The sequence below is a fragment of the Winogradskyella sp. genome, assembly GCF_013213835.1.
In the GTDB taxonomy this organism is placed as follows: Bacteria; Bacteroidota; Bacteroidia; order Flavobacteriales; family Flavobacteriaceae; genus Winogradskyella.
In genome coordinates this window covers 1-18,398 of sequence record NZ_JABSSU010000004.1, presented here as the reverse complement: position 1 = coordinate 18,398, position 18,398 = coordinate 1, and the positions used below count along the sequence as shown (strand labels likewise).

The window sequence follows — 18,398 nt, the reverse complement described above, 5'->3', positions numbered from 1 at the left end:
TAACGGTTATTAAGAACAACCACAACCATCATTGCCACAGGCCTTTGTAGATGCTTTTTTAGGTCTCCAAATAAACTTGCGTACTATAAATGCTAAAGCGAATGCTAGAGTTGTAAAAACTAATATATTTTGAACAATAGAATTCATTTGGTTTTTGGTTTAATAATACCAGGAATAAGAAATACAATACCAGCACCAACACAGAAGCCCATAATTAAATCCGCAAAATCATTCCCAACAAACAACTTATTTAATATAATGCCTGTTGCAACGAGTATCAATCCTATAATTCTTGGTTTAGTCATTCTATTTGTTTAAAAACTGAAAAGCCACTAAAGCAACAAGATAAGCAAAACCACTCATAACTACTAATTGCAGCATAGGCCATTTCCAACTATTGGTTTCCCTTTTTACTATAGCCAGAGTACTCATACATTGCATTGCAAAAGCATAAAACAACAGTAATGAAATACCGGAAGCAAATGTAAATACCTTTTTACCATCAGCATGTACTTCTGCGGCCATCTTACTTTTAATGGTCTCTTCATCTTCGGAGTCACTTGCACTACCAACACTATAAATTGTTGCTAACGTACCTACAAATACCTCTCTTGCTGCAAAAGAGGTTACTAATCCAATGCCTATTTTCCAGTCGTAACCTAATGGTTTTATTACGGGTTCAATGGTTTTTCCAACAACACCAATATAACTGTGTTCGAGTTTATGTGCAGCAATTTTATCTTCTAAATCAGTTTCAGAGAGATTTGGAAATTCCTTGGCTACAATCTCTTCAGCATTATTAAACTGTTCTCCAGCGCCGTATGATGCCAAAAACCATAAGACAACCGAAATCGCTAGAATAATTTTACCGGCTTCAAATACAAAGGATTTTGTTTTTTCAATGACTGTAATGGCTACATTTTTGAATAACGGCAATTTGTAGTTTGGCATCTCAATCACAAAGTAAGACTTGCTCTTTATTTTTAAGATTTTGTTTAATATGTATGCCGCAAAAACAGCGGTTAAAAATCCGATGATGTACAAGGACATTAATGTCAGTGCTTGATAGCTTATACCGGCAAAAGTACCTTTGGGAATAACTAAAGCAATAATGATAACATAAACAGGTAATCTTGCAGAACAGGTCGTAAAAGGTGTCACTAAAATGGTGATAAGACGTTCTTTCCAACTTTCAATATTACGAGCAGCCATTACTGCAGGGATTGCACAGGCATTTCCTGAAATTAATGGCACAACACTTTTACCACTAAGTCCAAAACGACGCATCACTCTATCCATTAAAAACACTACGCGACTCATATAACCACTTTCTTCAAGCAATGCAATAAACAAGAACAAGAAAGCAATAGGCGGAATAAACACCATAATACCTCCAATACCAGCGATAATACCTTCAGCTAGAAGATTTGTAAAAGCACCTTCGGGTAAATTTTCTTTTGTCCAATCAGCCAAACTTGCAAAGCTAGCATCAATAAGATCAGTTGGGTATGCTGCCCAATCGTAAACCGCTTGAAACATTAATAAAAGTATAGCGGCAAAAATGATATAACCCCAAACTTTGTGGGTTAATACTCTATCTAATCTAGAGCGTAAATCTGTTGCAGCATTTGGGTCAATAGTTTGTCCTTTCTTCAGTGTCTCATTAATAAACTGATAGCGTTTTATGGTTTCTTTTTGTTGTAATCGTTTAAGATCACTTTCAGATTTAGTTTTGAATTCTGAAACACTATCAATGGTTTTTTTATCTACTTTACCAAAATTAACATCCTGTGTTATCACTAACCATAGTTTGTACAAGAGTTGATTGGGGAATGCTTTTTGGAGACCTTCAAAATAGGATTTATCTATAACAGAGGCATCAAGACAAGGTTCGGTAGAAAGATTTTCGTAATTAGTTATAAGTTGTTTTAACTCATCAATTCCTGTATTTTTTCTTGAGCTTATTAGTGCAATTTTTGTTTTTAATGCCTTTTCTAAAATCGGGATATCTAATGAAATACCTTTACGCTGCATTCTATCTGACATGTTAATGGCCAGAATTGTAGGGATTTCTAAATCCTTTATTTGTGTGTAGAGTAGAAGGTTGCGCTTTAAGTTTTCAACATCGGTAACTACAATAGCAACATCAGGAAAATCTTTATCATTCTTATTTAAAAGTAACTCTATAACCACATTCTCATCTAGTGATGATGCGTTAAGGCTATAGGTTCCTGGTAAGTCAATAATGTTTGCTTTTACATCATCGTTGAGTTTAGAGACACCTTGCTTTTTATCTACAGTTATACCAGGATAGTTACCTACCTTTTGATTTAAACCGGTCAAGGCATTAAATACAGATGTTTTTCCGGTATTAGGATTTCCTATTAAGGCTACTTTTATTTGCTTACTCATCTACTTGATCAATTATAATATGAATAGCAGTGTCTTTTCGTATCGCTAAATGAGATCCATTAATGTTGAGATACATTGGGTCAGAAAAAGGAGCAACTTGCACTAGCTCAACAGGATTACCAGGTAAGCATCCCATTTCTAGAAGCTTTAGAGGTATATGCGCAGAAGATACATCTTTAATAACTCCTTGTTGTCCTTTTTTTAAGTCCGCTAGTGTCAAATCCGTCATGTTTTTTGAAGATCCCAAATTGAATTCGGGATAAATTCAACTATAATATTTCTACACATTTCACTTTCGAAATATTTACTTCATTTATTTAGAATAAATATAAAGAAGCAAAAATAATCTAAAATATTAAGTGTATGAAGCGCTTTTGTAAGAATTTAAGATTCGTCTTTCAACGTTTCAATATCTTCAAGAAGTTGTTCAATGTCTTCTGGATTTGTACCATCATAAAATCCTCTAATTTGCCGCTTTTTATCTATAAGCATAAAGTTCTCTGTATGTATCATGTCATACTCGTCGCCATTGCCATCGGTTTTTACAGCTAAATAACTTTTCCGCGCGAGTTTATAGATGTCTTTCTTATCACCAGTAACTAAATTCCATTTGCGATCAATGACTCCTTTTTTTATAGCGTATTTCTTTAATTGCGGGACACTATCAATTTTTGGTGTTACAGAATGAGATAATAACATGATGTCATCATCATTAATTATTTCCTTTTGTATTTGATACATGTGATCTGTCATAATTGGACAAATCGTTGGGCAAGTTGTAAAGAAAAAATCCGCAACATATATTTTATCTTTATAAGTATCCTGAGTTACAATTTCACCATTCTGATTGGTTAAACTGAAATCGGCAATTTTGTGGTATTTCATCTGATGTTGAATGGAACTATCAACTAATTCTTCGCTCACCATTGCAGGTTGATAAATAGGTAAAGGCTTTTTGACATTCAGAATATTATATATTATACTAATAATAATAATACTTAGTACTGAAAGAAATATTCCGAACTTTTTATATCTCGCAAAAAATGATAAAAATGACATAGTTTAAAGCAAAATTTTTCGTCTCACAAAGGTACGATTAAGGGTAATTTTTAGATGTATTTTTAACACAAATATTCGCTGTGAAACCCTTTAATTATAAATCCTTGTTAAAAATTTTTCGATAAGAATTGCTTTTGTTTCCTAAGTTCATTGAAAATCTTACTTTTGTCAATCGAAATTTGAAAATGACTACATGGAATTTGTAATAAAGATATCCCAATTTTTACTGAGTTTATCGTTACTTATAGTACTGCACGAATTGGGACATTTTGTACCAGCCAAACTATTTAAAACCAAAGTTGAAAAATTCTACCTGTTTTTCGATGTGAAATATTCTTTATTTAAGAAGAAAATTGGAGAAACGGTGTATGGAATCGGTTGGTTACCTCTTGGTGGTTATGTGAAGATCGCCGGTATGATTGATGAAAGTATGGATAAGGAGCAGATGGCACAACCACCGCAACCATGGGAATTCCGCTCTAAACCTGCTTGGCAACGATTAATCATTATGTTAGGTGGTGTTACAGTAAACTTTATATTGGCTTATATCATTTATGTTTTTGCATCGTTTGTGTATGGAGATACTGATATTAAAATAGACAGTCTAAAAGGTGGTTATGAGATTGAGAATCCTGTACTCTTAGAAGCTGGTTTTAAAACTGGAGATAGAGTTTTAGCCATAAATGATTTAAAGATTGAAAAAGACTCTGAAATTGGTCAGAATATTATTGGAGCAGAGCAGATAACCGTAGAAAGAGCAGGAGAAGAAATGGTAATTAATTTACCTGAAAACTTCCTAGGTCAGTTATCTGATGAAGGTAGTAAAAACCTTTTTAAATACCGTTACCCTTTCATAGTAGAGTCAGTTCCTGATTCGTCAGCTAATAAAAATGTAGATATTAAAGCAGGAGATGTTATTCTCGGTCTCGATGGAAAGAAATTAGAATACTTTGACTTGTTTGAGGAAACGTTAGCATATTTAAAAGGACAAACAGTTCCCGCTGAAATTTTGAGAGGTGACGAAACGATTACTAGAGAGCTAACCATTAATTCCGAAGGTAAACTGAATATATTTAGACAAATTAACGGTGCTAGATTTGTAGAGTTAGGTTACTACGAAATTACTAAAAGAGAATATGGTTTTGGAGAAAGTTTTGCTGCTGGTGGAACTAAGTTTGTGTCTACCATATCTAATTATTTTTCTCAGTTAAAGGCAATATTTAATCCTAAGACAGGAGCATATAAAGGTTTAGGAGGTTTTAAGGCAATCTATGATATTTTCCCAGATTTTTGGAGTTGGGAAGCTTTTTGGAGGCTTACTGCATTTTTATCTATCATGTTAGCAATTTTAAACTTGTTACCAATACCTGCATTAGATGGTGGTCATGTTATGTTCTTATTATATGAAATGATCTCTGGGCGTAAGCCGAGTGAGAAATTTTTAGAACGTGCACAAATGGTTGGTTTCTTTATTTTAATTGCACTTGTACTTTTTGCAAATGGTAATGATATTTTTAAAGCAGTCACCAAATAATTTTTTTGAATTAAGGTCAAAAAAATAAATTTTCATATTGTAGAAAATAAAAAATAATTTATATTTGCGCTCGCTAAAGCGAACAATACCTTCCTCTTTAGCTCAGTTGGTTAGAGCATCTGACTGTTAATCAGAGGGTCCTTGGTTCGAGCCCAAGAAGAGGAGCAAATAAAGCCATTTCGAAAGAAGTGGCTTTTTTATTTTTCATATCTTATCTAGTTCTTCTTACAATAAGAATCTTAATTGATATAATAATTTCCTCTCAGTTTCTGTTATACATTAAAATCAATTACACTTTCATGAAAAAACTATTAGTTGCTTTTGTATTTCTATTCTTCGTAACAACGGTATTAATAGCTTCTGGAAATAAACGTTTTAATTCGCAACACTTTAAAGTAGGACAAAAGATTGATAGTCTAAATGGTATTTATGTCTATTACAATGGTGATATGGACAATGTATCTGGAAGAAACATGCAAAATGGCTATAATCTCGGATTAAAGTACCAATGCGTAGAATATGTAAAGCGTTATTACTATTGGCATTATAATCATAAAATGCCAAATAGTTATGGTCACGCTAAAGACTTTTTTGAGGATGGATTAAAAGATGGCGAGCTGAATAAAGATCGTAATTTATCTCAGTATACAAATAAAAGTACTTCAAAACCTGAGATAGGTGATTTAATAGTGTTTGATGGCAATGTTTTTAATCCTTATGGTCACGTGGCTATAGTTTCAAAAGTATCAAATGATGAGATTGAAATCATTCAGCAAAATGTAGGTACAACAACAAGAGAAAACTATACTTTAAAGAAGCAATCTAATAAATGGTATATTAATGATAGCGCTATTTTAGGTTGGTTGAGAAAATGTCCTTAAAATTAAAATAAGCGATTAGTTATCTCTGTATTTTTTACCAAGTTCTTCAAGCATCACTTTAGTCATAGCGTTTAAATCATAACGATGTTGCCAGTTCCAATCGTTTCTTGCAACACTATCATCAATTGAAGAAGGCCAACTATCTGCAATAGCCTGTCTAAAATCTGGTTGGTATGAGATTTCAAATTCTGGTATTTCAGTCTTTATGCTATTAGCAATATCTTCTGGTGTGAAAGTAATGGCCGAAAGATTATATGATGATCTAATGGATAAATTTTCAGAAGGAGCTCGCATTAAATCGATGGTGGCGTTAATGGCGTCATCCATAAACATCATAGGTAAACTTGTCTGTTCCGATAAGAAACATTCATATTTACCTGTTTTTATAGCTTCATGATAAATCTCAACAGCATAATCTGTGGTGCCTCCTCCAGGCATTGCCTTATGACTAATAATACCAGGATAACGTAGACTTCTTACATCAACACCATATTTTTCATGGTAATACTCACACCAGCGTTCACCTACTTGTTTGGTAATACCATATACTGTTGTTGGCTCACAAATGGTATGTTGAGGTGTGTTTTCTCTAGGAGTAGTTGGTCCAAACACGGCAATACTACTTGGCCAATATACTTTTTTAATTGTGCTACCTTTAGCTAAGTTTAGCACATGAAAGAGCGAATTCATATTTAAATCCCAAGCTTCCATCGGATATTTTTCACCAGTAGCACTTAACAGCGCAGCCATTAAATAAACCGTATCAATATTGTAATTTTTACAACAATCTTTAATCGCATTGAAATTCTTTGCATCAATAATCTCAAAAGGTCCAGAATTAACAAGCTCTAAGTTTCGGGTATTAATGTCACTCGCAATAACATTTTCAGCACCATAAATTTCTCTTAATCTTGTAGTTAGTTCTGTGCCAATTTGCCCGCAGGCGCCTATAATGAGTATTCTTGAAGACATCTTGTATTGAAATATCCTCAAAAATATGAATAAAATAGGTCTGTAGAAATTAAATTATTCATAATTAATACGATTTATCTACGAAAATGATAATTGTGTTGGTTAACATATACGATTGAATAAAAATTATAGTTTAAGTATATTTACAACTTAATTATATACCTGTGGAGTTACGTTTAGTATTACTTAATATACTTTTAATTGGTTTGATAAGTTGTGGTGGAGATACACCCAAAGATGTTGATGAAACCGACAAAAAGGAACAACAGCAACCACTTATTACGGCTAAAGCTATTGAACAATTTAAATTCAATGATTATGTGTTGAGTATAGATGGTGAAAAGGCAGTTGAAAATTGGGAAAAGTATCAAGAGCTATCCATACAGATAGGCTATCTAAGAAAAGCAGATTTATCTTTTTTTATAGGTGAGAAAGAGATGTTGAAGGAATTTATAAACAAGTTTGTTGATGAACTTCCAGAGAAGTTAAATCAGAACCCTATTATTTCTAGAGTGGCGATTGTTCAAACAACCGTTTTAAGACTTAACGAGAATTTGACACTAGACAATATCGAAGAGTCAATGAAATTAGAAGGGGTGAAGGAAGTTTTGATTGCGTTTTCAAATTTAAATTATCAAATAAATAAGAAACTTGAAAGAGATAAGTATGACAAGATAAAGTCTGAATACTAGATGTTTTAGAACAAAAAAATGCGACCATTCGGTCGCATTTTTCATTATTTATAATACCTTCTATTAATTTTTAGGTGCTGTAGCAGCTTGTTGTGCTTTTTGGTTTTCTAAAGCTTGTCTACTTACCTTAGCTAAATTAAAATTAGGATCTATTCCTAAGGCATCGTTCATTAATTTAACTGCGGTATCAATATTAGCCGTTTTATCTTCTGCAAAAGCTAATAAACCTTTTAAATAAGTTAAAGCTGCTTTCATAGATGTTTCGTATGGTTGCTGTGTTTCGTAGTAAGCACGCTTCATGTCATCTTTTACATTTGCAAGACCATATGCTATACTTTCCTTAGCTCCAGCAAGATCATTAATTTGAAGTTTGATATCAGCCATTTCGTAAGCTAAATATACATTTGGGTTGCGCTTAAAAAGCACTTCATAATGCTCAATGGCTAATTTTGGTTGATTAAGATTTTTTAATGCTAAAGCTTTTACTTCAACATTCATATCTGAGTCGGTTTCATTCTTTTCGTAACCAATGGTATTAAGAGCTTGCATGTATTTACCTTCAGATAAATATAGATAAGCAAGTGTATCTTGTCTAGCAATATTTGGCTCTAATAAGTTAAGGTGTGTCATAGCATTAATAATGCCTTGTACATCACCTTGTTTTTTCATTTGTTTGTAATAAGCTTCGTAGTGTGCTTTTAAATCGTCATTAGTTTGGGCAAAAACACCTGCAGCGCAGAATATCATTCCGATGGTTAATGCCACAATTTTAATCTGTTTCATTGTGTGTTCATTTATTTGAGGGCTAAATCTATAAAAATTAATAGTAATAGAACTTAAAAAACTATTAATTTCTATGGTGCCTGTTTAAAGCGATACTTCAATAGTTGTACCAATTCTGAACTATCTATAATTTTTCCTTTATTTTTTTTACTAAGATTGAATTCTGGTAGGTCTAAACCATGCCTTTTGGAGTATGAGATATAATAGTCTGATTTGTTCGGATGAATAGGGTATGATGCGTTTAAAGCGATGTTCCAATAGTTTTGTTGAAGTATAGTAGAAATAATTCCAATGCAATCTTCTTTATGAATTAAATTAATAGGTGCATCTGGGTCTGAGATGTTTTTCCGTCCCGAAAGAAATTTGCCAGGATGTCTAAAATCATCCAATAAACCTCCAAACCTTAAGATTGTTGTGTTAAAATTGCCATTCGCTTTGAGCATTTTTTCAATCACGATTAATTGTAAGGCACTATTTGAAGTTGCATTGGGTTTAGTGTTGTTTTTAATAACTGGGAAATGTTCTTCATTCTCAAAAACTGAAGTTGAACTGACATATAATATATTTTTAATCTTATGTCTGGTTATAGCATCCATTAAATGCTCAATTTCTTTAACATGATTCTTATTAGGATGACGTCTTAAACCAGGTGGAATATTTATAATTATGGTATCACTTTCGTTAAGAAAACCGTGAATGTTGCCTTTAATACCTTCTTCATTAAGCGTAATCACAAAACCTTCAATAGAGGATTTATGTAATTCACTAAGCTTACTTTCGGAAGTTGTAGAGCCTTTAATTTTGTAATTCTTTTCAATAAGAGATTGCGCCAATGGAAGTCCTAACCATCCACAACCAATAATGCTTATTTGTCCTTTCAAAACAGAAGAATTTAATGCGCTTTAAAAATACTAAAACTTAGGTGTTTGAGGCTTGTTTTGATAAGTGGTTAATTTTCAGTAACTTTAGAAGACACACTAAAAACAAAAATTATGGGGATAAAGAGTTTTCAAGGGTCGCGTAAGCAGCAAGCTCATACAGCGCAACCGATAGCACTTAAGGTTAAGGATTACATGACGACGAATTTGGTGACATTTCGACCAGACCAATCAGTACAGGAGGTTGTAGAATCTCTAATTAAATATAGAATATCTGGTGGGCCTGTAGTAAACGAAAAACAAGAGTTAGTAGGTGTTATATCTGAAGGTGACTGTCTAAAACAACTGAGCGAAAGCCGTTATTATAATATGCCACTAGATCGTGATAATGTTGAAAAGCGAATGGCAACCGATGTTGAGACTATCGATGGAAATATGGACGTTTTTGATGCAGCAAACAAGTTTTTACAGTCTAAGAGAAGAAGGTTTCCGATTGTAGAAAATGGAAAACTTATTGGACAGATTAGTCAGAAAGATATTTTGAAAGCAGCATTGCAACTCAAAGGTGAGAACTGGAATAGCAAAACAAATGGCAATTGGTAGCTATTAGTCGTCTCTTTTAACTAATGCGTAGTAATCACCATCTATTGGTAAATAGCCTTGATCATACACAAAAAAGTACATCGTGCCAGCTTTTGTGGTATATATACTTGTGAAATAATTAAAGTCAAATCCCCTTTCTATAAGCTTCGCTCTAGAGCACTTTGATTTTTTGTTTGGGTTAAGTGTTTCTAATATTCTATAGTTTCTTCTGAGACGATTATTGGTGTTCCTTATAAGGTTCTTAGAATCCTTATTAATACGATTGTTGTATGCGTTTCTACAAGCATCACTGCAAAATTTCTTGTCAATTCTACCAACAATTTTAGCACCACATTCAAGGCAAGCTCTTTCCATAAAGTGTTCTATTTGAGATAAATATATGAATAATTATTCATTTTCAAACGACTACAAACATTTACAAACGAATTTAAATAGGTAATAACCGACTAAAGTTTGGAGGTCAATATAGCTTTGCGGTGTAGGATTGTTAGTCTCATTGGGCATAGTCTAAATGTTCTAAAATTCGATATTATTTAAAAAGTTCCTGAAACGAGTTCAGGATAAAAGTATTAACTGTTTAACAATTAAAATTAGAAATTATGAACGCACTTAAAAACAAAGTACAGTTGATTGGTAACCTAGGTAATGATCCAGAAATTATTAATCTAGAATCGGGTAAAACACTTGCGAAATTTTCTCTTGCAACTAATGAGAGTTATAAAAATGCGAATGGTGAAAAAGTTGTAGATACACAATGGCACAATATCGTTGCTTGGGGAAAAACTGCAATGATTGCTGAGAAGTTTCTAGACAAAGGAAAAGAAGTAGCCATAGAAGGTAAACTAACCACTCGCTCATGGGAAGATAAAGACGGTTTTAAACGATATATAACAGAAATTGTTTGTAGCGAATTATTGATGCTGAGCAAATAGTATTTAATTTTATACTAAAACTATTAAGGCAAAGGAATCTTCTGGATTCTTTTGCCTTTTTATGTATTAATTTATCGTTGAATTGGCATCTTAACCGATACTATGTTTTAATTTAATTTAATTATCTTAAATTGATTAAAAAAATAATCCAATGTTATCATTTCCTTTAATTGCAGGAATTATTGCATCTATATTACATGTGTTATCTGGTCCTGATCATTTAGCTGCAGTTACGCCTATAGCAATAGAATCTAAATTTAAAGTTTGGCGCATCGGATTTTTTTGGGGTGCAGGACATTTATTGGGCATGCTAATTATTGGATTACTATTCTTTATGTTCAAAGATATTATTCCAGTTGAAGCTATTTCTGGCTATAGTGAACAATTGGTTGCCGTGGTATTAATAGGTATTGGGTTGTGGTCTCTTTACAAATTATTCTTTAAAGAAAAAATACATTCTCGACCTCACATTCACTCAGATGGTGAAGTCTATGTGCATACCCACAACCATATTCACAGTGATACAAAACACAAGTCTAATTATGGTAATAATGAAAAAAAATCTTCATTTAGCATAGGCGTTTTACACGGATTAGCTGGTGTAGCACATTTTCTCTTGCTGCTTCCTGCTTTAGGTTTTGAAACACGATTTGAAAGTGTACAATACATTGGTGGTTTTGCTATTGGAACCCTAATGGCAATGACCCTTTACACACATATTTTAGGATTGGTAACTAAAACGTCAAGTAATAATAAAGCTCTCTTAAATACCATACGCGTTGCCGGTGGCTTTTTTGCTTTAATTATTGGTGTTTATTGGATGTTTTTGACTCTTTAAGTTACTCATCACCAATCGATGATTTCCAGTATCTGCGAGGAAGAGTTGGTCTTTAAAGTTTAAAGCAAGGTATGCTTCAGTTATTATTTAAGGATTCATTAAATGGTTTTCAAAATCTTGTTTGTAGGTAGCCGATATAGGTACAATATTATCTTTAAACAAAATTCTATTGCCTTGCACTTGGGTGATTTTTTGCATATTAACGATGTAGCTCTTATGAACTCTGCAAAATTGTTTGGTTGGTAATTTATCTAAAAGTTCGCTTAACTTATCTAATACCAATAATGGTCGCTTTCCTTTCGAAAGTATTTTCACATAATTACCACTACCTTCAATAAACAAAATATCTTTAAAGAAGTACTTATGAATCTTTTTATCAGCTTTAAAGAAGATAAAGTCATTCTCTTGTGTAGCTTCTTTTTGTAATTGCTCATTTTCTCCTTTAAGCATTAAAACTTTATTCACGGCTTTTAGGAAACGCTCTAAGGAAATGGGTTTTAATAAGTAATCGGTTACACCATATTCATAACTTTCAACTCCAAATTCTGAAAATGCTGTGGTTAATATAACTTTTGGTGGTTTTTGAAGTGATTTTAGCAACTCTAATCCCGTCATAGAAGGCATTTTAATATCTAAGAACATTAAATCTACCTCATTTTGATGCAACACATTCATTGCTTCTATGGCATTACTACATTTGCCGATGAGGGTTAAAGTTTCAACCTTTTCAATATGTTGTTCTAATATTTGCTGAGCAATAGGCTCGTCATCAACTATAAGGCATTTTGTTTTCATAGCGTTATTTGTAGTAATGCTTTGTAAAAAGTGTCTGTTTCTTCAATTTCTAACAAATGTTTTTCAGGATAAATAAGCTCCAAACGCTTTTTAATATTGTCTAATCCTGTTCCGCTTGGTACTTGGTTTAGGTGTTCTCCTAAAGAGTTTTCGGCTTCAAAAAATAACTCATTGCCTTGTTTGGCAATGGTAAAATGTGCATAACAATTTTTTCTCAGACTTTGTAAACCATGTTTAAATGCGTTTTCAACAAAAGGAATGAAAAGCAAAGGTGCAATATGTACTTGAGAATCTATTCCCGAAACAGTGAGTTTGATATTTGCATTTTGAGATAAACGAATCTTTTCGAGTGCTAAATAATCTTCTATAAACTGAATTTCCTCTGATAATTTTACACTTTCAGATTTGCTACTATCTAATAAGTAACGCATTAAATCAGATAGTTTTAATGTCACTTCACTCGCTTGTTGGTTTTTATTTTGAATGATTAAACCATAAAGGTTACTTAGTGTATTGAATAAAAAATGTGGATTTACTTGTGCTTTAAGTAGTCTTAATTCTGTTTTAAGTTGTTCATTTTCAACTTTAATGAGGCGTGCTTGCTTTCTTTGAAATTCACGATAAAATTTAAGAGAACTTGTAATTACCACAAAGAAAAAAAGATTCACTATTTCTTGAAAAAAATTGTATTCAAGAAATTTATTTGCCGTCTTAGTGCCTAATTTTATGAGTGGTGCAAAGGCCACTATTAAAACTAATAGTAAAGAAAAATAAAGAATGTACTTCTTCTTAAAGAAATACTTGGGTAACAGATAGTATAAATTGATATATACTGTTGTAGCAGAAATAAAGAGAATCCAAAACCAAGTTAAATAATCTTCTAACGGTGCATTAAAATTTTGATATGCAAACAGTAAAGTAAAACCGAACCAAAATAAGATGTGGTATAAGATTCTCTTCATTAGAAATTTATTTTTTAAATAGTTTAAAGGCAATAGCAATAAATATAGCAATAATAATAAAATGAGTGCCTAAATCTACCCAATCTAATGACCAACTAAATTCTTCATTTAAAGCTTCATTTAAATCAATAAAAAACAAAGATAATATGAGGTTATTTGCATTATGAGCACCAGACACAAACTCTATGCGTTGTTGTTTTATTGTAATTAAAGCAAAGGCAACTGCAAAAGTAAACGAACTTATAAAACTGCTAATACCATAACCAAAATGTAACAAAGCAAAGAGCAAAGAATTTACAATGATTAAAATCGTAATATTCTTTAATCTTAAACTCATTCCTTGTAAAAAGTACCCTCTAAAAATAACTTCTTCAAAAAACGATTGGATACCAATAGAAATAAAACCAACCAGAAATAGAATGATGAAATGACTAAGGTCAAATTGATTTAAAAAATTCTGAAACTGATCGTAATCAATAATTAACCCACTCGCAAATAGTAAAACGCCCCATATTAAAAAACCGAAGAAATAAGATGTCCAATTAAACTTAGTATTTAGGTTAATGTAAGATAAAAAAGGACGCTTGTGTAACTTTTTTGATGCTATTATAAATGTAATCAACCCAACACCAAAAATTACAGTTATAAGTATTGAAAGACCTAAATTTTTTCCAAAATCGTTATCAGGAAATAAGATTTTGTAATGGGGTTGAATTAAGCTTATTCCTTTATTTGCAATAACAAAACTTATAAGTATTGCAATTAATGTTACTATATATTGCCACCATTTGTTGGTGCCTTGTTTTACTCGATTTAAAAATTTATTTTCCATTTTAATTCTATTTATTTATTAATACAACTGCATCCAAAACCTCATTCCAGTTTGGATGCTTCGTAGCCATTTGAGGTACAAATAATCTCAATATTTGCTGTTTGGATTCATCTTCTTCTTCAAGATTCCATTGGTGCAAAGGATGATAGGCTATGTCATAGCCTTTATTTTTTTGTAAACACGCCAATGATCCTTTGTAAACATCATTGTTACAAGTGTAGCTCGCTGGGGCAGTAAACCCAATAGTGAATATTTTTTCGTCATATTCTGTACTAATTAATTCGCCAGCAGTATAGGATTTAGAAAAATCAACACCCATAATATTGTTAGGGGTTACCTTATCTACGTTTTTCGAAAAGTGATACGTAGCACCAATCAAAATGATTTTCTTGTCCTTATAGACCTCACCTAATAAAAATTTCAGATTGTCTGCCATCAAGCGATCTCTGTTGTTATTGATTTTTAAGATATAACTTGGGTCAGATTGTGCTTTTTCCATAGAAAAATCGCTGTACAGTATCACGCCTTCGTCATAACCGCGGATAATATGTTGCCACAGTTTGTTGTTAGTTGCCAGCACTTTTTGTTGAAAATAAGCACTCAATTTGGCAAAGTGGTTTTTCTCAGTTTCGGTCATTGGGAACACCAATTGACTAAGGCCACCTTTTTTTCTATTTTCTTCAATGGCTTGCCAAGTTGCGATATACTCTTTATATTCTGTCGAATTAGGATCGATATCAATGTCAAGTAATAAGGCACTTAAAGTCTTGGAATAGATGTCTGTGGTGCCTACCAGTTTTGAAGTCACCTTATGGTCAAAACCTGCAAAAGCAATACCTTCTTTACTGTCTAACTTGCTTTGAAAGTATTCAAACAGACGCTTATGTTGTGGTATTTGTCCCCAAAATCCATATAACCCATTCTGTAAATCTTGAATGGAATTTGATTTTTGCATATTTTCTGTCGCTAATTGAATATCAAAAAGCCCTGACTCAAAAAGGATGAGATCAAAATCGTGATATTCTATCAAGTATTCAATCAAATCGGCTCTTACTTTAAAGGAAATATCTGGTGTATGCGTCTGTTCTCCTAAGGCCACAATGCGCGAATCTCCAATTTCATTGGCAATAAATCCAAAGCGTTCTTTAAGTGCTATTGTGGTATCTATCTCCTGGATAGCTTTAGGGTCAATAGACATAACCTCTTTTTTAGGTTTCTTTTTAGTCCATTTTATTGCGCCACCAAGAATACTTTTTTCTTTATATTCGTTTTCCTTCGTTGAATTAAGTTCCTCACTTGTTTTACTTACTTCAAAATCAAAAACGACAGTTTTGTCTTTAGGATACCTTTTCGATTTAAACAATCCCCAGAAAAATGAGGCTTCTGTTTTTTCTTTGTCTTTTACGGTTTCTGAAGTATGCTCTTGTGCAGTTATTGACAGGGAAAATACCAGAATCATAAAAGCCGATATTATTTTTTTCATTTTTCAAAAGTTTACAATTATTTGATACTACAAACTTCTGAATGAAATAGAACTCTATTAAATTAATATGATGAGTTGCGAAGTAAATCGTGTGAAATAGAGAACTTTTTATGTGAGTTGATACTGCAAAAACCAACCTTTGTCGTGTATTAATCTAAAAATTTCCCAATCACCAATCGATGATTACCCGTATCTGCTAAAAAAAGTTGGTCTTTAAACGTAGTAATGGAAAACGGCCAGTAAATAGCACTTTGAGTACCTGTGAGGTTGCCGCTAAATTCACTACTGGTATTAAAATCTGGTCGGCCAATGAGCCAGTCAGCTGGTGCGTTGTTTTTTAAAGGTAGTTTGTCAAAACCCAAAACCCTACTATTACCTGTGTCATTTACCAAAATACCATCTTTATAAAAACAGGCATCGTACGTCCAATTCATTGTATTGGCTTCGGGTGCTAATCTAAATTGGTTTTGTCCGCTGGCCTCAAAACTGTCTTGCCCAATGATGATGTCTGCCTTTTTAGTGAAAGCGTCATCTTTATTTTTCCAGATAAGCGTTCGGTAAAATTGGGTGTCTGCTATGACGAGGTTTCCCTTGTCATTTATTTTTATGGAATATGGCCAGATAGGATCGGTATGTTCATAATCGCGTGTGGTGAAATTAGGTTTACCTATCACTTTGTCCGCTTTCGCGAAAGCGGAATCAGGAATCTTATTATAGAAGAGTACACGTCTGTTACCAGTATCAGCAATCCAGAGATGTGTACCATCTGAATATACGCCATACGGCCAATTGAGTGTATTAGCATCTGGGTCTGCCGACTGACCGTGTACATTAGGTTGATTTGATTCAAAATCTGGCTGTCCTAAAACCACATCCGCAGGTTGTGCGTTTGAGGTAGGCATTGTATGCCAAATGAGTACGCGATGATTCCACGCATCGGCTATGATGAGTTTGTAGCCATCAGACCACACACCAGAAGGATATTGCAACGTACTTGGTGAAACATTAGTTTTAGCATTTCTACCTGTATCATCAATGGTTTCTTGACCTAAAATAACATCTGGTTCTTGATGTGTATCGTTAGGAATTTGATGCCAGATGAATACACGATTACGTCCTGTGTCAGAGACAAAGAGCATATCCTTTGCCACAAACACACCACGTGGCGCTAAGAACGGATTACGTTGAGAGCCTTTAAATACATAAGGTTCTGAAATTTTATTTCCTAATGTAGTGAAGTCCATATACTAGCAGATTCTTGGTAACTGTTCACCTGGTAGCATACTAATCACACGCTTACCACCAATACCACTTTCCATAATCACTTGTTTAGGATGGTCTTCTACTACGGTTCCTATGATTTTAGCATTGGTACCATTCGTATCTTTTTGTAATTCGGTGAGGATAGCATCTGCTTGTTCTTCGGCTACAACCGCCAAGAATAGGCCTTCGTTAGCTACGTATAATGGATCTAAGCCTAATAGCTCACAAGCGCTTGCCACTTGTTCATCAATAGGTAAATCTTTGTGAAAAATATCGATGCCTAAGTTGGCCGAAATCGCCATTTCCTTGAGAACCGTAGCTACACCACCACGCGTAGGGTCGGTTAATAAGTGAATAGCCGAACCAAAGTTTTCTATCAGGTTAATAATGCTATGGTTGAGGTTATTGGTATCGCTTTCTATTTGCGATTCAAATTCTAAACCTTCACGCACTGACATAATAGCCATACCGTGGCTGGCGATGTTTCCGCTAACGATGATTTTATCGCCTGCTTTGATGTTATTGACACCAATATTAGCTTTAGGATGCACAGTTCCCACGCCAGAGGTATTGATAAATATTTTATCGCCTTTGCCTTTTTCTACCACTTTAGTATCGCCAGTAACGACTTGCACACCTGCTTGCTCACAGGCGTGTTTTATACTTACTAAAACTTCCCAGAATTCGGTCATTTTAAGTCCTTCTTCTATGATGAAACTTAATGAAAGATACTTAGGAATTGCACCGCACATTGCTAAATCATTCACAGTACCATTGACGGCTAATTCGCCAATATTTCCACCTGGGAAAAAGATAGGTGAGACCAAAAAACTATCAGTTGAAAATGCGGTTTTTCCGTTAAGTTCAAGAAAGGCACCATCGTGTCTTTCGTTAAGTATGGGATTGCTTAAAATGTCGAACACACCACTATCCAATAGTTTGTTAGTGAGTGAACCACCGCTTCCGTGTCCTAAAGTAATAACGTCAAAGTCTAATTTAGGCATCGGACAGTTAAGTTGCATTTTAAGGTTTTTAGGTTTCATTATATCTTGGTTCTTTACTGTCATTGTTGTTGTTCTGCGTTAGGGATTGAACGGTTTGTTTGAGCTAATTAGACTTTTTAGTCTAAAAGCGAGTAGTGAAAGCCCGACTACACCGACTGGTGTGGGAACGCACAAATTATGCCTCTACCAATCCTGAGAAATGATAGTAGGCTGCACAGGCGCCTTCGCTACTTACCATAGGTGCGCCTAATGGAAATGATGGCTTGCATTTTTTACCAAATTGTGGGCACTCAAATGGTTTTTTTATGCCTTTCATAATCTGGCCAGAAATACACTCAGGATGTTCTGGTGCTTCCTCAATGTTGATGGCAAATTTTGCATTAGCATCAAACTGTGCATACTTGGCTTTTACGCCATAACCACTTTGCGGAATCTCACCAATACCACGCCACATCTGGTCCTTGATTTCAAAGAC

The 18,398-nt window shown here is 33.6% G+C and carries 21 protein-coding genes, 1 tRNA gene and 1 pseudogene; 7 read left to right on the top strand and 16 right to left on the bottom strand.

Going from position 1 to position 18,398, the window contains the following annotated elements:
* Positions 1 to 9 precede the first annotated feature (9 nt).
* From HRU50_RS05840 to HRU50_RS05820, 5 genes are all read right to left on the bottom strand, one after another.
* Positions 10 to 147 carry a FeoB-associated Cys-rich membrane protein gene (locus tag HRU50_RS05840; protein WP_296349145.1) on the bottom strand — a complete coding sequence of 46 codons (138 nt, stop codon included), beginning with the start codon at positions 145 to 147 and terminating at the stop codon, positions 10 to 12.
* On the bottom strand, positions 144 to 305 hold the full coding sequence (locus HRU50_RS05835; RefSeq protein ID WP_296349143.1) for a hypothetical protein: 162 nt from the start codon (positions 303 to 305) through the stop codon (positions 144 to 146). Before HRU50_RS05835 ends, HRU50_RS05840 begins: the two co-directional genes overlap by 4 nt.
* Position 306: 1 nt before the next feature.
* Entirely contained in the window at positions 307 to 2,412 is a 2,106-nt protein-coding gene (gene feoB / locus HRU50_RS05830; protein WP_296349141.1) for a ferrous iron transport protein B, read from the bottom strand.
* A complete protein-coding gene (locus HRU50_RS05825) occupies positions 2,405 to 2,641 on the bottom strand; it encodes a FeoA family protein (protein WP_296349139.1) in 237 nt (78 codons plus the stop codon). Before HRU50_RS05825 ends, feoB begins: the two co-directional genes overlap by 8 nt.
* A gap of 155 nt (positions 2,642 to 2,796) precedes the next feature.
* Positions 2,797 to 3,471: an SCO family protein gene (locus tag HRU50_RS05820; RefSeq protein WP_296349137.1), complete on the bottom strand. Its 675-nt coding sequence runs from the start codon at positions 3,469 to 3,471 to the stop codon at positions 2,797 to 2,799.
* Between the two features lie 193 nt (positions 3,472 to 3,664).
* Between HRU50_RS05820 and rseP the strand changes: the two genes are divergently transcribed.
* From rseP to HRU50_RS05805, 3 genes are all read left to right on the top strand, one after another.
* Positions 3,665 to 5,005, top strand: coding sequence for an RIP metalloprotease RseP (rseP, locus tag HRU50_RS05815; RefSeq protein WP_296349132.1), 1,341 nt, complete (start codon positions 3,665 to 3,667; stop codon positions 5,003 to 5,005).
* A 91-nt stretch (positions 5,006 to 5,096) separates the two neighbouring features.
* A tRNA-Asn gene (locus tag HRU50_RS05810) sits at positions 5,097 to 5,170 on the top strand.
* 134 nt (positions 5,171 to 5,304) lie between these two features.
* On the top strand, positions 5,305 to 5,886 hold the full coding sequence (locus HRU50_RS05805) for a CHAP domain-containing protein (RefSeq protein WP_296349130.1): 582 nt from the start codon (positions 5,305 to 5,307) through the stop codon (positions 5,884 to 5,886).
* Between the two features lie 15 nt (positions 5,887 to 5,901).
* Here the strand turns inward: HRU50_RS05805 and HRU50_RS05800 are convergent, their stop codons facing one another.
* Positions 5,902 to 6,858: an NAD-dependent epimerase/dehydratase family protein gene (locus HRU50_RS05800; RefSeq protein WP_296349128.1), complete on the bottom strand. Its 957-nt coding sequence runs from the start codon at positions 6,856 to 6,858 to the stop codon at positions 5,902 to 5,904.
* 164 nt (positions 6,859 to 7,022) lie between these two features.
* On the opposite strand from HRU50_RS05800, the gene HRU50_RS05795 reads away from it, so the two are divergent.
* Positions 7,023 to 7,550: a hypothetical protein gene (locus HRU50_RS05795; protein ID WP_296349126.1), complete on the top strand. Its 528-nt coding sequence runs from the start codon at positions 7,023 to 7,025 to the stop codon at positions 7,548 to 7,550.
* A gap of 63 nt (positions 7,551 to 7,613) precedes the next feature.
* Here the strand turns inward: HRU50_RS05795 and HRU50_RS05790 are convergent, their stop codons facing one another.
* Both HRU50_RS05790 and HRU50_RS05785 read right to left on the bottom strand, forming a co-directional pair.
* Positions 7,614 to 8,333: a hypothetical protein gene (locus HRU50_RS05790; RefSeq protein ID WP_296349124.1), complete on the bottom strand. Its 720-nt coding sequence runs from the start codon at positions 8,331 to 8,333 to the stop codon at positions 7,614 to 7,616.
* A gap of 71 nt (positions 8,334 to 8,404) precedes the next feature.
* On the bottom strand, positions 8,405 to 9,214 hold the full coding sequence (locus HRU50_RS05785; protein ID WP_296349122.1) for an NAD(P)H-binding protein: 810 nt from the start codon (positions 9,212 to 9,214) through the stop codon (positions 8,405 to 8,407).
* A gap of 111 nt (positions 9,215 to 9,325) precedes the next feature.
* Here HRU50_RS05785 and HRU50_RS05780 point away from each other — a divergent pair, with 111 nt between their 5' ends.
* The gene (locus tag HRU50_RS05780; protein ID WP_296349120.1) at positions 9,326 to 9,814 is read left to right on the top strand and encodes a CBS domain-containing protein; all 489 of its coding nucleotides are present in this window, start codon (positions 9,326 to 9,328) and stop codon (positions 9,812 to 9,814) included.
* 3 nt (positions 9,815 to 9,817) lie between these two features.
* Here HRU50_RS05780 and HRU50_RS05775 read toward each other — a convergent pair whose 3' ends face one another.
* Complete coding sequence (locus HRU50_RS05775) at positions 9,818 to 10,168, bottom strand: hypothetical protein (protein ID WP_296349119.1); 351 nt, start codon at positions 10,166 to 10,168, stop codon at positions 9,818 to 9,820.
* A 245-nt stretch (positions 10,169 to 10,413) separates the two neighbouring features.
* On the opposite strand from HRU50_RS05775, the gene ssb reads away from it, so the two are divergent.
* Both ssb and HRU50_RS05765 read left to right on the top strand, forming a co-directional pair.
* Positions 10,414 to 10,746, top strand: coding sequence for a single-stranded DNA-binding protein (gene ssb, locus HRU50_RS05770; protein ID WP_296349117.1), 333 nt, complete (start codon positions 10,414 to 10,416; stop codon positions 10,744 to 10,746).
* A 151-nt stretch (positions 10,747 to 10,897) separates the two neighbouring features.
* Positions 10,898 to 11,584, top strand: a complete 687-nt coding sequence (locus HRU50_RS05765; protein WP_296349115.1) for a sulfite exporter TauE/SafE family protein — start codon at positions 10,898 to 10,900, stop codon at positions 11,582 to 11,584.
* An 87-nt stretch (positions 11,585 to 11,671) separates the two neighbouring features.
* Here HRU50_RS05765 and HRU50_RS05760 read toward each other — a convergent pair whose 3' ends face one another.
* The 7 genes and pseudogenes from HRU50_RS05760 to HRU50_RS05730 all read right to left on the bottom strand — a co-directional run.
* A complete protein-coding gene (locus tag HRU50_RS05760; RefSeq protein WP_296349114.1) occupies positions 11,672 to 12,379 on the bottom strand; it encodes a LytTR family DNA-binding domain-containing protein in 708 nt (235 codons plus the stop codon).
* Positions 12,376 to 13,341, bottom strand: coding sequence for a histidine kinase (locus HRU50_RS05755; protein ID WP_296349112.1), 966 nt, complete (start codon positions 13,339 to 13,341; stop codon positions 12,376 to 12,378). The genes HRU50_RS05760 and HRU50_RS05755 overlap by 4 nt, the downstream gene beginning before the upstream one ends.
* 7 nt (positions 13,342 to 13,348) lie before the next feature.
* Positions 13,349 to 14,173 (bottom strand): CPBP family intramembrane glutamic endopeptidase, encoded by an 825-nt coding sequence (locus HRU50_RS05750; protein WP_296349111.1) that lies wholly within the window; start codon positions 14,171 to 14,173, stop codon positions 13,349 to 13,351.
* A gap of 7 nt (positions 14,174 to 14,180) precedes the next feature.
* On the bottom strand, positions 14,181 to 15,656 hold the full coding sequence (locus HRU50_RS05745) for an erythromycin esterase family protein (protein ID WP_296349109.1): 1,476 nt from the start codon (positions 15,654 to 15,656) through the stop codon (positions 14,181 to 14,183).
* A gap of 149 nt (positions 15,657 to 15,805) precedes the next feature.
* Positions 15,806 to 16,900 carry a hypothetical protein gene (locus tag HRU50_RS05740; RefSeq protein ID WP_296349108.1) on the bottom strand — a complete coding sequence of 365 codons (1,095 nt, stop codon included), beginning with the start codon at positions 16,898 to 16,900 and terminating at the stop codon, positions 15,806 to 15,808.
* Positions 16,901 to 16,903: 3 nt separating this feature from the next.
* Positions 16,904 to 17,986: a hydrogenase expression/formation protein HypE gene (gene hypE / locus HRU50_RS05735; RefSeq protein WP_296349106.1), complete on the bottom strand. Its 1,083-nt coding sequence runs from the start codon at positions 17,984 to 17,986 to the stop codon at positions 16,904 to 16,906.
* 112 nt (positions 17,987 to 18,098) lie between these two features.
* Positions 18,099 to 18,398: pseudogene (locus HRU50_RS05730) on the bottom strand (hydrogenase formation protein HypD); the annotation flags it as partial.